The organism is Halomonas sp. 3H (assembly GCF_024206005.1).
Lineage (GTDB): Bacteria > Pseudomonadota > Gammaproteobacteria > Pseudomonadales > Halomonadaceae > Halomonas > Halomonas campaniensis.
Map to the genome: position 1 here is coordinate 2827601 of NZ_CP100360.1, position 16472 is coordinate 2844072.

Annotated in this window: 15 protein-coding genes; 3 read left to right on the forward strand and 12 right to left on the reverse strand. The window is 71.7% G+C overall.

Annotated elements, in window-relative coordinates; all coding sequences use genetic code 11:
• The first annotated feature begins 6 nt into the window (after positions 1-6).
• Positions 7-777: a carboxy-S-adenosyl-L-methionine synthase CmoA gene (gene cmoA / locus NFC98_RS13155; RefSeq protein WP_254275384.1), complete on the forward strand. Its 771-nt coding sequence runs from the start codon at positions 7-9 to the stop codon at positions 775-777.
• A 1-nt stretch (position 778) separates the two neighbouring features.
• The gene (gene cmoB, locus NFC98_RS13160; RefSeq protein WP_254275385.1) at positions 779-1771 is read left to right on the forward strand and encodes a tRNA 5-methoxyuridine(34)/uridine 5-oxyacetic acid(34) synthase CmoB; all 993 of its coding nucleotides are present in this window, start codon (positions 779-781) and stop codon (positions 1769-1771) included.
• On the opposite strand, the gene NFC98_RS13165 is transcribed toward cmoB, so the two are convergent.
• The 7 genes from NFC98_RS13165 to NFC98_RS13195 form a co-directional block, all read right to left on the reverse strand.
• The gene (locus NFC98_RS13165) at positions 1768-2442 is read right to left on the reverse strand and encodes a zinc metallopeptidase (protein ID WP_254275386.1); all 675 of its coding nucleotides are present in this window, start codon (positions 2440-2442) and stop codon (positions 1768-1770) included. The two genes, cmoB and NFC98_RS13165, sit on opposite strands and share 4 nt — an antisense overlap.
• 244 nt (positions 2443-2686) lie before the next feature.
• Entirely contained in the window at positions 2687-4138 is a 1452-nt protein-coding gene (gene cysN / locus NFC98_RS13170) for a sulfate adenylyltransferase subunit CysN (RefSeq protein ID WP_254275387.1), read from the reverse strand.
• Entirely contained in the window at positions 4138-5109 is a 972-nt protein-coding gene (gene cysD / locus NFC98_RS13175) for a sulfate adenylyltransferase subunit CysD (protein WP_254275388.1), read from the reverse strand. Before cysD ends, cysN begins: the two co-directional genes overlap by 1 nt.
• Positions 5110-5242: 133 nt before the next feature.
• A complete protein-coding gene (locus NFC98_RS13180; RefSeq protein ID WP_254275389.1) occupies positions 5243-5980 on the reverse strand; it encodes a phosphodiesterase in 738 nt (245 codons plus the stop codon).
• Between the two features lie 93 nt (positions 5981-6073).
• Positions 6074-6520 (reverse strand): DUF1249 domain-containing protein, encoded by a 447-nt coding sequence (locus NFC98_RS13185; protein ID WP_254275390.1) that lies wholly within the window; start codon positions 6518-6520, stop codon positions 6074-6076.
• A gap of 1 nt (position 6521) precedes the next feature.
• On the reverse strand, positions 6522-7163 hold the full coding sequence (locus NFC98_RS13190; RefSeq protein WP_254275391.1) for an NUDIX domain-containing protein: 642 nt from the start codon (positions 7161-7163) through the stop codon (positions 6522-6524).
• Positions 7164-7233: 70 nt separating this feature from the next.
• On the reverse strand, positions 7234-7881 hold the full coding sequence (locus NFC98_RS13195) for a hypothetical protein (RefSeq protein WP_254275392.1): 648 nt from the start codon (positions 7879-7881) through the stop codon (positions 7234-7236).
• Positions 7882-8040: 159 nt separating this feature from the next.
• Between NFC98_RS13195 and greB the strand changes: the two genes are divergently transcribed.
• Entirely contained in the window at positions 8041-8580 is a 540-nt protein-coding gene (gene greB / locus NFC98_RS13200) for a transcription elongation factor GreB (RefSeq protein ID WP_254275393.1), read from the forward strand.
• A 13-nt stretch (positions 8581-8593) separates the two neighbouring features.
• On the opposite strand, the gene NFC98_RS13205 is transcribed toward greB, so the two are convergent.
• Genes NFC98_RS13205 through NFC98_RS13225 form a run of 5 tightly spaced genes read right to left on the reverse strand, consistent with a single transcriptional unit; the run spans position 8594 to position 16406 of the window.
• Positions 8594-9598, reverse strand: coding sequence for a class I SAM-dependent methyltransferase (locus NFC98_RS13205; protein WP_254275394.1), 1005 nt, complete (start codon positions 9596-9598; stop codon positions 8594-8596).
• Positions 9595-10437 carry a methyltransferase domain-containing protein gene (locus NFC98_RS13210; RefSeq protein ID WP_254275395.1) on the reverse strand — a complete coding sequence of 281 codons (843 nt, stop codon included), beginning with the start codon at positions 10435-10437 and terminating at the stop codon, positions 9595-9597. The genes NFC98_RS13205 and NFC98_RS13210 overlap by 4 nt, the downstream gene beginning before the upstream one ends.
• Positions 10438-10467: 30 nt before the next feature.
• Positions 10468-11970, reverse strand: a complete 1503-nt coding sequence (locus NFC98_RS13215) for an amidase (RefSeq protein ID WP_254275396.1) — start codon at positions 11968-11970, stop codon at positions 10468-10470.
• A 48-nt stretch (positions 11971-12018) separates the two neighbouring features.
• On the reverse strand, positions 12019-15156 hold the full coding sequence (locus tag NFC98_RS13220; RefSeq protein WP_254275397.1) for an efflux RND transporter permease subunit: 3138 nt from the start codon (positions 15154-15156) through the stop codon (positions 12019-12021).
• Positions 15153-16406, reverse strand: a complete 1254-nt coding sequence (locus tag NFC98_RS13225; RefSeq protein ID WP_254275398.1) for an efflux RND transporter periplasmic adaptor subunit — start codon at positions 16404-16406, stop codon at positions 15153-15155. The genes NFC98_RS13220 and NFC98_RS13225 overlap by 4 nt, the downstream gene beginning before the upstream one ends.
• Positions 16407-16472 lie beyond the last annotated feature (66 nt).

Here is a 16472-nt window from a genome sequence, read left to right on the forward strand (position 1 = left end):
TGGCCCATGAGTGACGCATCTTACCGTGACGCGATCTTTTCCACACCCCTCGACCGGGTCGCGCGCTTTTCGTTCGACGAGAGGGTCGTCGCCTGCTTTCCCGACATGATCCGCCGCTCGGTGCCGGGGTACGGCCAGATACTGGGCATGCTGGGGCTGATCGCCGCCCGCCACCTGCGCCATGGCGCCCGGGTCTATGACCTGGGCTGCTCGCTGGGCGCCGCCGGCCTGGCGCTGGCCGGGCAGCTCCCCCCCGCGGCCTTCCGCTACACCGGGGTGGACCTCTCCCCGGCCATGGTGGCCCGGGCCCGGGAGACCCTGGCCGCGGAGTGCCCCGACCACGCCATGGAGGTGATCGAGGGCGACATCCGCCGGCTGGACTACCGGCCCGCCGGCATGATCGTGCTCAACTTCACCCTGCAGTTCCTCGCGCCCGAGGATCGCGACGCCCTGATGGCCCGGCTCTACCAGGCCCTGGAGCCCGGCGGCGTGCTGGTGCTCTCCGAGAAGGTCGTGGCCGAGGACGAGCAGGAGAATGCCTGGCGGGTGGAGCGCTACCACGACTTCAAGCGGGCCAACGGCTACAGCGACCTGGAGATCAGCCAGAAGCGCACCGCGCTGGAGAACGTGCTGGTGCCGGACACCCTGGCGGCGCACCATGCGCGCCTCGAGCGGGCGGGGTTCTCCCGCTCCCACACCTGGTTCCAGTTCCTCAACTTCGCTTCGCTGGTCGCCTTCAAGGACGCGCCGGGGGCCCCGCGCGACGGGGAGGCGTGACATGCCGATCGTTCCCGAGCACCGCGACCTCTACCGGGCCCTGCTCGACCAGGGCCTCGACACCTGGCTGGCCCGGCTGCCCGACCAGCTGGCCCGCGGGCTGGACCGCCGGCGCCATGGCGACCTGCCCGCCTGGGAGAAGGCGGTGGCCAAGCTGCCGACGCTGCCGGAAGACCGCCAGGTGCGCCTGGACACCGACACCGTCGACGTGGCGGTCGCGCTCTCCGACAGCCAGCGCCGCCAGGCCGAGAACCTGCTGAGGAAGCTCTCCCCCTGGCGCAAGGGCCCCTACCGGCTTGGCGGCATCGCCATCGACACCGAGTGGCGCTCGGACTGGAAATGGCGGCGCGTCGCGCCCCACCTGGCGCCGCTGGCCGGAAGGAAGGTCCTCGATGTCGGCGGGGGCAGCGGCTATCACGGCTGGCGCATGGCCGGGGCCGGCGCGGCCTTCGTGCTGGTGATCGACCCCTCGCCGCGCTTCTTCTGGCAGTTCCAGGCGGTGCGCCACTTCGTGGGCGACGCCGACGGCCAGCGCACCCACTTCCTGCCGGTGGGCATCGAGGAGGTCCCCGAGGGGCTCGGCTTCTTCGACACGGTCTTCTCCATGGGCGTGCTCTACCACCGCCCCTCGCCGCTTGAGCACCTGTTGCAGCTCAAGGAGGCCCTTCGCCCCGGCGGCGAGCTGGTGCTGGAGACCCTGGTGGTGGAGGGCGACGAGACCACGGTGCTGCTGCCGGGAGAGCGCTACGCCGCCATGCCCAACGTCTACTTCCTGCCGTCGTCGGCGGCGCTGTGCCAGTGGCTGACGCGCTGCGGGTTCGAGAACGTGCGGGTGGTGGACGAGGCGGTCACGAAGACCGAGGAGCAGCGCGCCACCGAGTGGATGACCTTCCAGTCCCTGGCCGACTTCCTGGACCCCGAGGATCCGACCCGGACCCGCGAGGGCTACCCTGCCCCGCGCCGCGCGGTGGTGATGGCCAACCGGCCGCGCTAGCGTCTGAGGATCACCAGCCAGCGGCCCAGGTTGAGGATGCTGGCCAATGAGGCCGCCACATAGGTGAAGGCGCAGGCGGTGAGCACATGGCGGGCGCCGGGCATGTCGTAGGGCGGGATGTACTCCCTGAGCAGCGGCAGGGCGCGCTGGAAGCTGGCATCGAACTCCACCGGCAGGGTTACCAGGTGCACCAGCGCCGCGGTGCCGAAGCTGATCACCGCCGCGGCCACCACGATGGCCAGGCCGCCGGGCAGGCGGGTGAGCAGGAACAGCAACGGCGCGGCCATCATCAGCACCGCGCCGAGCTTCTCGGCCTTCTGAGCCACCGCCACCAGGCGGGAGCGGGCGATCAGCGGCGCATAGCCCTGGTGGTGCTGGATGGCGTGACCCACCTCGTGGGCCGCCACCGTCACCGCGGTGAGCGAGCGCCCGCCGTAGACCTCCGGCGAGAGCCGCACCCGGCGCGCCTCGGGGTCGTAGTGGTCCCCATGCTCGGTCGGCTCCACCTTGACCCCCTCGATGCCCAGCCGACGCAGCAGGTGGTCGGCCAGCTCCGCCCCGGTGCCGGGGTAGTCGTCGCGGCCGCGTGCGTGGCGCTTGAGCACCCACTGGGCCCAGAGGTTGGGCAGCAGGAAGATGGCCAGCAGCAGGGCAACGGCGAGAACGATCATCGAGGGGTGGCTCCGGGTCGGCTGTGAGGCGTTGGACACAGCCTACCAGAGCGGGTTTCATCGGGGGCCAGTGTCAAGCATCGCTCAAGGCTGTTCCGGCGACAGGTCTTCGAGGGGGCGCTGTGAACCCATCCCTGGGCGCTACCGATGCCATCCCTGGCATAGGACCCCCTTTCCGACCTGTCCCCGGCGCCTTTCGCTGGCGCGACATGGGCAACCGCGACTGCGTTGAGCCAGGGTATTGCTACTTCAGAAGCTCCCGCAGATCCTTCGCCTCCCAGTGGGGGAAATACCGGCGCACCAGGGCGTTAAGCTCCAGCTCGAAGCCGGCCCAGTCCACCTCGGTGGCGCTCGGCGACTCGCCCTCACCCTCGCTGTCCACCACGGCGCGGATCATGCCCGCCCCCACGGTGACGTTGGAGAGCCGGTCGATGACGATGAAGCTGCCGGTACCGGGGCTGGTGGCGTAGTCATCCAGCGGCACCTCGGCGGTGAGCGCCACCCGACAGCGGGCGATGGCATTGAGCTCGAGGCGCTCGGCCGGCAGGCGCTCCAGGGTGTTGACGTCCACCTGGTGGAGGATCTCCGCCACCTGCCCCGCCACCGAACGCCCGGCCAGGCGGATGTCCACCTGGCGACCCGGCGCCAGCGGCTGGTCATGCATCCACACGATGTCGGCCTCGAAGGCGCTGGACATCGCCACCTCGCCGTCCGCGGCGACGATCCAGTCGCCCCGGGAGATGTCGATCTCGTCCGCCAGGGTCACGGTGATCGCCTGGCCGGGGAAGGCCTCTTCCAGGTCGCCGTCGAAGGTGACGATGCGCTCCACCGTGGAGCGTCTGCCCGAGGGCAGCACCCTGATCGCCTGGCCCGGGCGCAGGATCCCCGCCTCCAGGGTGCCCGCATAGCCGCGGAAGTCCAGGTTGGGGCGGTTGACGACCTGAACCGGCAGGCGCAGGTCGGTCAGGTTGCGGTCGCGGCTGATCTCGACGCTCTCCAGCAGCTCCAGCAGGGTCGGCCCGGGCTTCCCGTCGACCCGATACCAGGGCATCGCCTCGCTGCGATTGACCACGTTGTCGCCCTTGAGCGCCGAGAGCGGCACGAAGCGGATGTCGCGGGCCGACAGCTGGTCGGCGATCGCGCGGTACTCGGCGACGATCTCGTCATAGCGCGCCTGGGCGTAGTCGACCAGGTCCATCTTGTTGATCGCCACCACCAGGTGCTGGATGCCCAGCAGGTCGGCGATGAAGCTGTGCCGACGGGTCTGGGTCTGCACCCCGTGGCGGGCATCGATCAGGATGATCGCCAGGCTCGCCGTGGAGGCCCCGGTGGCCATGTTGCGGGTGTACTGTTCGTGGCCCGGGGTGTCGGCGATGATGAACTTGCGCCGGTCGGTGGAGAAGAAGCGATAGGCCACGTCGATGGTGATGCCCTGCTCCCGCTCCGACTGCAGGCCGTCCACCAGCAGGGCCAGGTCGACCTCCTCGCCGGTGGTGCCACTCTTCTTCGAGTCCCGAGTGATCGCGGCGAGCTGGTCGTCGAAGATCATCTTGGAGTCGTGGAGCAGCCGGCCGATCAGCGTCGACTTGCCGTCATCCACGCTGCCGCAGGTGATGAAGCGCAGCAGGTCCTTGTTCTCGTGCTCGTGCAGGTACTGCTCGATATTGTCGGCAATCAGCGTCGATTGGTGTGCCATCAGAAGTACCCCTCGCGCTTCTTCTTCTCCATGGAGCCCGCCTGATCGTGGTCGATGGCGCGGCCGCTGCGCTCGCTGGTCCGCGTCAGCAGCATCTCCTGGATGATCTCCGGCAGGGTGGCGGCCGTGGACTCCACCGCGCCGGTAAGCGGGTAGCAGCCCAGGGTGCGGAAGCGCACCCACTTCTCCTCGGGCACCTCGCCCTCGGCCAGCGGCATCCGCTCGTCGTCGACCATGATGAGCATGCCGTCGCGCTCCACCACCGGGCGCGGGGCGCTGAAGTAGAGCGGCACGATGGGAATCTGCTCCAGGTGGATGTACTGCCAGATGTCCAGCTCGGTCCAGTTGGAGAGCGGGAAGGCACGGATCGACTCGCCCTTGTTGACCCGGGCGTTGTAGAGGTTCCACAGCTCGGGCCGCTGGTTCTTCGGGTCCCAGCGGTGGTGGCGGTCGCGGAAGGAGAAGACCCGCTCCTTGGCGCGGCTCGCCTCCTCGTCGCGGCGCGCCCCGCCGAAGGCGGCATCGAAGCCGTACTTGTCCAGGGCCTGCTTGAGCGCCGCGGTCTTCATCACGTCGGTGTAGCCGCTCGAGCCGTGGTCGAAGGGGTTGATGCCGGCGGCCCGCCCCTCCTCGTTGGTGTGCACCAGCAGTTCCATGCCCGCCTCGGCGGCCATGCGGTCGCGGAAGGCGATCATCTCGCGGAACTTCCAGGTGGTGTCCACGTGCAGCAGCGGGAACGGCGGCGGCCCGGGATAGAAGGCCTTGCGTGCCAGGTGCAGCATCACCGAGGAGTCCTTGCCGATGGAGTAGAGCATCACCGGATTGCGGAACTCCGCCGCCACCTCGCGCAGGATGTGGATCGACTCGGCCTCGAGCTGCTGCAGGTGGGTCAGCCGGCGGGGCGACAGCGCGGGAGGCGCGCCGGCGGCCCGGGGGGGCGACTCGGGGGTCGCGGCGTGAAGGGTGGTCATGGCCCGGTACCTCGCATGACGTTGGGCAGGAAAGGTCATGCGAGCAGGGTAACGCCGGGCCGTTAATAACCCAAAAGAATTAATGACTATCTTTTTATAGCCAAAAAAAACACCATCTCGAGGCGCCGCGGCCTCAGAGGTCCACCCGCTCCACCCAGGTCTCCAGGTCGTCGTCGCGCAGGTCGATGACCCGGTAGCCGGGACGCGAGGCCTCGTCGATGGCGAAGGTCTCGGCGCCGGGCAGGAACTGGTCGGTGGTGGAGGGGCAGGCATAGACCGCCACCTCGCCCGCCTCCAGGCGCTGGTGGCTGGCGAAGGCCTGGTGGACGTGGCCGCAGAGGATGGCACGCACCTGGCCGAAGGCGGCCAGGGTCTGCCAGAAGGCCTCGCGGTCCTCGAGGCCCAGGGCATCGATCCACGCCGACCCCACCGACAGCGGCGGATGGTGCATGACCAGCAGGGTCGGCCGGTCGTCCTCCTCGAGGCGCTCGGCCAGGGAGGCCAGCCCCTCGGGGCCCAGCGCGCCATGGGGCTGGCCGCTGACCCGGGTGTCGAGCATCAGGATCCGCCAGGCATCGAGGTCGAGCTCATCGAGCAGCTCGCGGCTCTCGGCCATCAGCGCGGGGTCGTCATGGTTGCCGGCCAGCCAGAACCAGGGTGCCGCGAGCCGCCCCAGGGTACCCACGGCCAGCTGGTAGGAGGCCGCCGTCTCGTCATTGCTGATGTCCCCGGTGACCAGCACCATGTCCGGGCGTTCGCGGTTGACCGCCTCGACCACGGCCTCGAGCTGGCGCAGCGGGAAGCCGGCCCGGGCGCGGGCGTCGGGGTCGGCATGCAGGTGGCAGTCGCTGATCTGGACCAGGCGTGACATCGGGACGGCATCTCCTCGGGGCGGCCGGTGGCGGGACACGGCGGCGATGGGGTCGGGCAGCGGTGGCGCGGGAACAAGGTCAGGGCATCGATTTCAGGGAAGTTCCGGCAGGTCCAGGGAGTGGCCGTGGGCCAGCCCGTGCTCCAGCCACTCGCCGAGGAAGCGGTTGAGCTGCAGCTTCTCGTCGGGCTGGTGCATGCGCGCATTGGGGTAGCGGTAGCGGCCGTGGAAATGGCGCTGGCGCTGGAAGTCGGTGACCTCGGCCATGCGCACGTCATGGTAGAGGTGCACCCGCATGCAGGGCGTGTCGATGAGCGAATCGAGCACGCCGCGCTGGGAGACGCGCACGATGCTGGTGTAGGGGGCTCGCTCGAGCACCTCGAGGCTGAGCACGCCGAGGCCGCGACCGTCATTGACCAGCTCCACCTCACGGCTCTCGCCGGCCTCCAGGTCACCCAGCAGGCGCACCAGCCGCAGGAAGTTGGCGGAACACTCCCCCTGCAGGGTCCTCAGGTCGGTCACATAGGCGCTTCTCGACACGCTACCTCCTCGCTCGCAATGATGCGCGTTCGTTCGCCAGCCAGTGGAAGGCGATCAGACACATGGCATTGTCGAGTCGCCCGGCCTGAAGGAGTTCCCAGGCCCTGACAAACGGTAGCACATGCACGCGGATGTCCTCGTGCTCCTCGTCGAGGCCGTGCACGCCGCCGAGGCCCGCGCTGTCGACCAGGCCGCAGAACAGGGTGACCCGCTCGTCGCAGGCCCCGGGACTGGGATAGTAGGCATGCAGCTCGATCAGCTCGTCGACCCGGGCGCCGGCCTCCTCCAGGGACTCGCGGCGTGCCACCTCGGCGGTGCTCTCGCCCCGCTCCACCAGTCCGGCCACCACCTCGAGCTTCCAGGGCGAGTCGGGATCCTCCAGGGCCCCGGCGCGAAACTGCTCGACCAGCACCACGGCATCGCGCTCCACGTCGTAGAGCAGCACGCCCACGGCATCGTGGCGGTGATGGACCTCGCGCACCATCGCATCGCTCCAGCCCCCCTCGAAGAGGCGGTGGCGCAGGTGCAGCGCCTCCAGGCGGAAGAAGCCCTGGTGCAGGCAGCGACGCTCCAGCAGCTCCACGTCGGCGACGGTGAAGGGCGCCGCCGCGGCGAGGTCTCGACCCTCCGGCGAATCACTCATGGCGCTCTCCGCTTACGCAAAGCGCTCATTATCATGACCGGAAGCGCCGATGCCAACCCGGCCGGGGTCCTCAGAGCCGCGCCAGCAGCGCCCGGGCCTCCTCGCGCAGCGCCTCGTCGGAGGCCTGACGCCCCTCGCGGGCCTGGCCCGCCACGGCAAGGCGGGCCTGCTCGCGGGCATCCTCGCGGCGCCCCTCCTCGGCGAGGAAGGCGGCATAGTAGAAGTTGACGTCGATGCCTTCGGGGCGGATCGACAGTGCCTGCTGGAACATCCGCTCGGCGGTGTCGCTGTCGCCGAAGCCCACCAGCCCGCCGGGCACCCGGTCATAGAGGGCACCCAGGGTCACGTAGGCGGAGCCGTCGGCGCCGCGGGGGTCGAGTTCCACGGCGCGCTCCAGGGCATCGCGGGCCGCCCGGGCGCTGGAGAGCGCCCCCAGGCCGCTGCGCTCCCGGGCGTGGGAGGCCTCGATGATGCCGTGCCAGACCCGCGGCAGCGCCTCGTCGGGATGCTCGGCCACCAGCCGCTCGGCCTGGCCGGCCAGCGACTTGAGGCCTTCGCGGCGCTCGCCCTCGGGCTGCTCGGTGATCAGGCGCTCCCAGTGATTCTTCATCCCTTCCACCCGGGCCTCCCAGGCGTGGGCGGCGGCCAGCGGCAGGGCGGCGAGGCCCAGGCTCAGACTCAAGCCCATGGCGATGTTCAGCAGGCGACGTCGAAACATGGCGAAACTCCTTTACGGGGTGTTGTGGTTGTCGGGGATCGCCCTGGCAATGTAACGAACGTTTGAATGATTCGCCAGTCGACCCGCTCTGCCTCGCCACTTGGCCGCTCCGACCCCATGGCGTATGGTCCCGCCATAGGCAAGATTGCGAGGAAGCACATGAAAGGCCGCAACATGACCCGCTGGCGCGACCCCGCCAAGGACCCGCGCCAGGAACCCAAGAGCCACCTGATCACCGCCGAGGGCGCCGAGCGTCTGCGCGGCATCCTCGACCACCTCTCGAGGGTCAAGCGTCCCGCCCTCTCGGCCAAGGTCGGCGAGGCGGCCGCGCTGGGCGACCGCTCCGAGAACGCCGATTACACCTACAACAAGAAGGAGCTCAACCGGGTGATCGCCCGGATCCGCTACCTGACCAAGCGCCTCGATGAGCTGACCGTGGTGGATCGCCTGCCGGCGGACACCGGCAAGGTCTACTTCGGGGCCTTCGTCACCCTGGAGGACGAGGAGGGCGAGGAGATGGCGATCCGCATCGTCGGCCACGACGAGATCGACCCCAGCCGGCGCTGGATCAGCGTCGACTCGCCGCTGGCCAAGGCCCTGCTCGGCAAGCCCCTGGACGAGGAGGTGACGGTGGCCGCCCCGGGGGGCGAGACCACCTACGTGATCACCGAGATCGCCTATCGCGATCCCGGCAAGTGAGCGCGTCGCCTGATCAGCCCTTGACCGCCCGGTAGACCCGGAAGCGACGGTCGTCGGCGAGGATCTCGAAGCCTCCGAAGGCGCGTTCGAGGAGATCCGGATAGGGCAGGAAGGCGTTGGCCACGAGGAGCAGCTGCCCACCGCAGCGCAGGTGCTCCGGCGCCTCATGGATCAGCCGCGCCGCCGGGCCGTAGTCGATGGCTCGCTCCTGGTGGAAGGGCGGGTTGCTGACGATGGCGTCGAAGGTGCGCCCCGCCAGCGCCGAGTAGACGTCGCTTTCCAGTGCCTCGCCGCCCAGGCCGTTGGCCGCCAGGGTCCGGCGCGTCGCCTCCACCGCGAAGGCGTTGACGTCCACCGCCGTGACCCGCGCCCCGCGACGCGCCAGCCAGGCCGCCAGGATCCCGTCTCCGCAGCCCATATCCAGGACATCGCCAGCCATATCGGGAAGCGTCTCCAGCAGCAGCCGGGTGCCGTCGTCGAGCTTGCCGTGGCCGAACACCCCGGGGTGGCTGGCAAGGGTCAGACGCTCGCTACCCACCTGGGCGTCGAAGGCGGTCCAGGCGTCGTCCGGGGCGAGCGCGACCCGTTCCAGGCGGGTCTCGTAGAGGGCGCAGCGCCGGGCGCTGTCGCGCTTGCGGCAGCCCAGCCCCAGGGCCGCCAGCACCTTGAGCACCCGCTTGATGCCCCCCTGATTCTCGCCCACCAGCTGCAGCGGCGTGCCCGGCGGCAGCACCGCGCAGAGCCACAGCAGCCACCACTCGCCCAGCGCATGGCTCTTGGGCCAGAACAGCACCGCCCCGGGCGGCGCGCCCTCACGACCTCCAGGCAGCGCCTCGAAGGGCGAGATCGCGGGCCGCCCGGCGGCCTGCCAGGCGGCGCGCACGGCAAGGTCGGCGCTGACCACCGTGCCCTGCCCCGCTTCCAGCCAGCCATCCCGGGGCGGGGCCACCCACCACCAGCCGCGGTAATCGGCGTCCTGCCGCTCCAGCAGCTGGCCGACCGGGGTCTCGGCACTCATGGTCGGGGCTCCCTGTCAGCGGATGGGGGGGACTCGGGGCGCACCAGGGTGTAGAGCAGGTAGCGCCCCAGCCGCCAGTGGGGATCGACGCGGCAGTAGCGCCGCTCGAGCGCCAGCAGCGCCTCGCGGTCGGCGTCGCTCTCGGCGGGCCGGCGCAGGTAGTCGTGGAAGATGCGGATGCCGGCCACGCCACGGACCTCCAGGCCGCACTCGGCGCTCCAGGCGGTGACCTGGGCATGGGTCAGCGGCGAGATCGGCGTCAGCCGCCGGCGCAGCCCCTTGCCCTCCAGACGGTCGGCCAGGGCCTTTTCCAGATTGCCCTTCACCACGTTGGAGAAGCGCAGCGCATCGCGGTTGAACACCATCAGCGAGAGCTGGCCCCCCGGCGCCAGCCGGCTGGCCAGGGTGGCCAGGGCCGCGCGGGGGTCGGCCAGCCACTCCAGCACCGCGTGGCAGGCGATCAGCGGCCAGGGCCCGGGCGCGACCTCGGGCAACGCCTGCAGCGGCGCCTGGAGGAAGGTCACCGGCTCGTCCGCCAGGGCGAGCCGGGCCCGGGCCAGCATCTCGGCGGAGGGCTCCACCAGCGTCACCGCATGGTCGCGGGCGGCGAACCAGGCCGCCAGCTGGCCGAGGCCGCCGCCCACGTCGAGCAGCGGCTGGCCGTGCAGGGCGAGCATCTCGGGCAGCAGCCGGTCGAGCAGCGCCAGGCGCAGCTCGCCGCGGCTGCCGCCGTAGAGGCTGGCGGCGAACTTGTCGGCCAGGCCGTCGAAGTGGCGGTCGCCCGCCGCGGAGAGGGGCGAGACGGCGTTCGGGCTGGCGGGATCGATGGGCAATGACATGGGCGGCATCCGGCGAAGTCGCCGGCCATTCTACCCGATCGGCCGCGGCAGGTGGCGACCCCAGCCGCTGTCGGCCTCGAGCTGGGCGGCCAGCGCCAGCAGTCGCCGCTCGTCCCCCATGGGGCCGACCACCTGCACGCCCACCGGCAGCCCCTCCGGGGTGACGTGCAGGGGCAGCGACATGGCCGGCTGGCCGGTGAGGTTTGCCAGCTGGGTGAAGGGGGTCATGCGCAGGGAGTCAGCGGCCAGGCGCTTGAGCAGGCCGGCCCTCATCGCCAGCCGGGAGGCGCCGGGGATGGCCAGCAGCGCCATCAGCCGCTCCCGGGCCGCCGACGGATAGAGCTCGCCGCGCCGCGGGGCCGGGGTGGCGGCCACCGGCATCAGCAGCAGGTCGTAGCGACGGTGGAAGTCGGCCATGGCCCGTGCCACGACATTCCAGTGGCGCTTGGCCAGCTCGTAGTCGCGGGCCGGCAGGCAGCGTCCCAGGCGGCCGATGGCGCGGGTGGCGGGCTCGATGTCGAGCCGCCCCACCGGCACGCCGGTCTGCTCGCCGATCCAGGCCAGGTCCGCCGCCAGGTGCCCCAGGTAGAGGGTCAGGTAGCTGTCGGCCAGGGCGCCGCCCTCCACCGGCGGGTCGGCCCACTCGACGTGGTGGCCCAGCCCCTCCAGGCGATGCGCGGCCTGCTCCACCGCCCGACGCACCTCGGGGTCCAGCCGGGTGCCCAGCGCCGCGCCCAGCGGCTCGCCCAGGGACATCGCCACCCGCAGCGGGGGTGGCGGACAGGCCAGCGCCGCCAGGAAGCCAGGCTCCCGGGGCAGCGGCCAGGGGCTGCCCGCGTCCATGCCGTTGATGGCGTCCAGCAGGGCCGCGCTGTCGCGCACGCTGCGGGTCAGGGCGTGCTCCACCACCGCGCCCTGCCACACCTCGCCGAACATGGGCCCCAGCGGCACGCGCCCACGGGAGGGCTTGAGGCCGAACAGGCCGCAGTGGCTGGCCGGGATGCGGATCGAGCCGCCGCCGTCGCCGGCCATGGCCAGGGGCACCAGGCCGGCGGCCACCGCGGCCGCGGCGCCCCCGCTGGAGCCCCCGGGGGAGCACTCGTGCCGCCAGGGGTTGACCGGGTGGGGAAAGGCGCGGGGCTCGGTGATCCCCATCAGCCCCAGCTCCGGGGTGGCGGTCTGGCCGAGGATGCCCAGGCCCGCCTGGCGCAGCCGCGTGACCAGGCTCGAGTCCTCCGGGGCCCGCCAGTCGGCCATGGCCGCGCTGCCGAAGGCCAGGGGCTCGCCGCCGATGGCCATCAGCAGGTCCTTGGTCAGGGTCGGCACCCCGGCGAAGGGGGCGGCCGGGTCGACGACACGCCCCTCGCCGCGGGCCTGCTCGAAGCGGGTCCGCACCACCGCGCCCAGCACGGGGTTGCCCACCTCGATCATCGCGCAGGCGGCGTCGAACACTTCCTCGCGGCTCACCTCACCCTCGCGGATCAGCGTCGCCAGCCCCAGGCCGTCATGGGCACGATAGTCGTGGATCTCCATGGGCGCTCTCCCTTGCCGTTGCCCTGTACTCATCGACGCGGATCAAGCCTAGCCCTCCGACTCCGCCGAGGCCAGCGCCCGCCGCCTCGCCAGTGCCTCGCGGGCGTGCTCCAGCCAGGAGAGCAGCGCCGGGGTGACCAGCAGCACCAGCAGCGTGGAGCCGCCCAGCCCGAAGGCGATGGAGGCCGCCATGGGGATCAGGAACTGGGCCTGCAGCGAGGTCTCGAAGAGCAGCGGCAAGAGCCCCCCGATGGTGGTCAGCGAGGTCAGCAGCACCGCCCTCACCCGCTGCACCACCGCCTCGTTGAGTGCCGCGTCGATGGCCAGGCCCCGGTCGCGCTGCTCGCGGTAGAAGCTGACCAGGATGATGGCGTTGTTGACCACGATGCCGGAGAGCCCGAACAGCCCGAACAGCGAGAGGATGGTCAGGTCGATGCCCAGCAGCCAGTGGCCCAGCAGCGCCCCCACCAGCGAGAAGGGGATGATCGCCATGACGATCAGCGGCAGGCTCCAGGAGGCGAACACCCAGGTCAGCACGCCATACATCAGCCCCAGCCCCACCAGCAGGCCCAGGCGCATGTCGGCCAGGGTCTCGCGCTGGTCGGCGGCGCGCCCCTCGAAGCTGTAGTGCAGGTGGTGATCCCGCGCCAGGGCCGGCAGCAGCTCCGCCGAGAGGCTCGCCAGCACCTGCTCCGCCGAGGTGGCACGGGTGTCGAGCTCGGCGGTAACCTCCACCGCCAGCTGGCCGTCGGCATGGCGCAGCGCCTCGAAGCCCTGGCGGTGGTCCAGGGCCATCACCTGGGCCAGCGGCACCTGGCGTCCGTCGGGCAGGCTCACCGCCAGGCTGGAGAGGGTTGAGAGCCGCTCGCGCTGCTCGCGGGGCAGCTGCACGCGCACCTCGATCTCGTCGGCCCCGGCCTGGTGGATCTGCACCACCTGGCCGTCGAAGGCGGTGCGCAGCTGGCTGCCCAGCTCGCCGGTGGTCAGCCCCAGCGCCTCGCCGAAGGCGTTGACCCGGTAGATCAGCTGCTCGCGTCCCCAGGGCATGTCGTCCTCGGTATCCAGCACCCCGGGCAGGCCGGCGAGCGCCTGGGAGAGGATGTCGGCCGCCCGACGCAGGTCGCCGGCGTCCTCGCCGGTCAAGCGGATGTTCACGTCCCGGCCCGGGGGCCCGGCGGCCCGCTCGTTGATGGTCAGGTTGTCGAGCCCCGCCGGCAGCACGATGCGCTCGCGCCAACCGCGGATGAACTCGGCGTTGCGCACCTCGCGATGGTCCGGGGAGACCAGCTCGATCATGATCGCCCCTACCTCGTCGGCGCTGCGCCCGGGGGAGCCACCCTCCAGGGTCGCGCCGAAGCGGGTGACGGCCACCTCCACCAGGTCGCCGCCCAGGGCCCGGTCGGTCTCCTCCAGGGTCTCGCCCAGGTGGTCGAGGAAGCGAGCCACCGTGGCGCGGTCGGTGCCCGCCACGAAGCTGGCGTTGGCATAGACCACGCTGGACTCCGGGGCGGGAAAGAAGTTGAAGCCGATCCGCCCGCCGGCCAGCAGGCCGGCGGTCACCAGGGTCACCGCCAGGGCGCCGGCCAGGGTGGCGCCGCGGTGGCGCAGGGTCAGCGCCGAGAAGCGCCGGAAGGGGCCCTGGCGAAAGGCGTCGAAGCGCGACTCGAAGCCCTGGCGCCAGCGGGCGATGCCGCGGGGCGGCCGCTGGCCGCCCGCCCCGGGCACGAAGGCGTTGCGCAGGTGGGCCGGCAGCACCACGAAGCACTCCAGCAGCGAGGCGATCAGCACGCAGATCATGATCACCGGGATGTCGCCAAGGATGTTGCCGATCACCCCGCCGACCATCAGCAGCGGCATGAAGGCGGCCACCGTGGTCAGCGAGGAGGCCACCACCGGCCACAGCATGCGCCGCGCCGCCCCCGCCGAGGCGTGCCGTGGCGCCTCGCCCATGCGGTGGTGGGCATCGGCGTCCTCGCCGACCACGATGGCGTCGTCGACGATCACCCCCAGCGCCATGATCAGCGCGAACAGCGACATCATGTTGATGGAGCCGCCGATGCCCCAGAACACGCCCAGCGCCGCCATGAAGGCGGTGGGGATGCCGATGGCCACCCACAGCGCCACCCGGGCCGGCAGGAAGAAGTAGAGCAGGATCACCACCAGCAGCAGGCCGCCCGCGCCGTTGGCGATCAGCAGGGAGATGCGGTCGTCGATCAGCTTCCAGGACTCGTCGTGGACCTCCAGCTCGACGCTGGCCGGCAGCGTCGGCCGGGTCCGGTCCAGCCAGTCGTCCAGCACCCGGGCCGCGGCCAGGGAGTTGCCGGACTCGGCGCGCTGCAGCAGCAGCTCCGCCGCCGGCCGCCCCCGGTAGGCCAGGGTGACCTGGCCCTCGCGGGGCTCCTGGCGGATCACCGCGATGTCCCCCAGGCGCAGCTGCACCCGGTCGCCGCTGAGCACGGCCAGGTCCTCGAAGGCCAGGGCATCCCGGCGCTGCTCCAGGGAGCGCAGCTCCCGGGCGCTGTCGCGCTGGCCCAGCAGGCCGGCGGGCAGGTCCCGGGACATGCCCTGCACCCGCCGGGCGATCTCCTCCAGCGACAGCGACAGGCCCTGCAGGCGCTCCGCCGGGATCTCGATGCTGATCTGCTGCTCGGGCAGGCCGTTGACCTCCACCCGGTCGATGCCGGCCAGCAGCAGCTCGTCCTCGAAGCGCTGGGCCAGCTGGCGCAGCTCCCGCTCGTCCAGCTCGCCGTGCACCAGCAGCCGCGCCACCGGTTCAAAGCGGGCCAGGCGCGAGACCTCCGGCGTCTCGGCATCCGCCGGCAGGTTGGTGAAGCCGTCGACCTGCTGGCGGACGTCGTCCAGCGCCAGCACCGGGTCGCTGCCCTCGATGAACTCCAGGGTGATGTTGGCGATCCCCTGGGCGGAGGTCGAGGTCATGCGCTTGAGCCCATCCAGGCTGCGCAGCCGCTGCTCCAGGGGGTTGGTGATGCCCTGCTCGATGTCCTCGGCAGAGGCCCCGCTCCACACCACCCGCACGCTGACCACGTCCAGCGCGAAGGTGGGAAAGAACTGGATGTTCATGCGCGCGATACCGAGCGCGCCGCCCATCAGCATCACCAGCATCACCAGGTTGGCCGCCACCTTGTGGTGGACGAAGAAGCCGATCAGCCCGCCCCGTCGACTCATGGAGAGGGCTCCTCGCCTATGGCGCCCGCGGCGTCGGCCACCTCCACGCGCAGACCCTGCATGGCGTTGGGCAGGTGGGTGGCGATCACCCGGTCGCCCGCCGCGAGCCCCTCGCCGCGGACCAGCAGCCAGCGCTGGCCGTCGGGCCCCCGGGTCTCGCCCAGGCGCTCCACCCGCGCTCGCTCGAGCCGGTCGTCGTCATCGATGCGATAGAGCAGGTCGCTGCCGTGCAGGGCGGCGAAGGGCACCGCCAGGGCATCCGCCACCGCCGGGCGCTCCAGCAGCACCGCCACCAGGGCCCCGGGACGCAGCCCGGCGGCGGGGCCGTCCAGGGCGAGGATCGCCTCGGTGCCGGCCGGGTCGCTCTCGCCGGCCAGCCGCGACAGCACGAAGCGCTGGCCGCCCTCCTCGGCCACCGCCAGCCGCGGCTCGCCACGCTCGAGGCTTTCGACCAGCTCGGCCTGGAAGCGGCTCGGCACCCGGGCCCTCAGCTCCAGCCCCTCGGCCGGATAGAGCGAGAGCAGCGGCGCCCGGGCCGCCACCTGGTCGCCCGGGGCCACCGCCACGTCGGTGACCACGCCGTCGAAAGGGGCCAGCACCCGGCCGCGCGCCGCGTCCCGCCGGGCGGTGGCCAGGGCCGCTCGGGCGCGGGCCAGGCGCGCCTCCAGGCTGGCCAGGCGCGAGGGGTGCTCGGCCACCGCGCTCTCGCGGGTGGTCACGCTGAGCCGAGCCCGGGCGACCGCGTCGCGGGCGGTGTCGAGGTCGGCCTGGGACGCCAGGTTGCGCTCCACCAGCGAGCGGTTGCGCTCCAGCTGGCGATTGGCGCTGGCCAGAAGCTCTCTCTCACGCTCGAAGGCAAGGCGATCATTCTCGTGGCGCAGGCGCTCGTTCTCCACCTGGGCCTCCAGGTCGGCCACCTCCGCCTCGGCCTGGCGCAGCGGCGGCAGCAGGTCGGCGTCGTCCAGGGCCACCAGCAGGTCGCCCTCGCTGACCCGCTGGCCGTCGCGCACCGGCCGCTCGGCGACCCGGGCGGCCAGCGACGCCACCAGGCTGACCCGCTCCGGCGCCACCACCTCGCCGAACAGCGGCAGCACCGGCACATGGTCGGCGAAGGCGACCGTGAGCGCCTCGACCCGCCAGCTGCGCTCCTGGGGCACCGCGGGCGGCGGCTCCGGCCGGGTCAGGCGCAGGGCCATGAAGCCGACGATGCCGAGGGCGAGGATCAGCAGGGGGAGCAGGCGCTTGAGCATGGAGAGGTCCGGGCCGGTGATTAGCGCGACCTACTATACGCTGGCTGCGGCCGCCGACGAACGGCC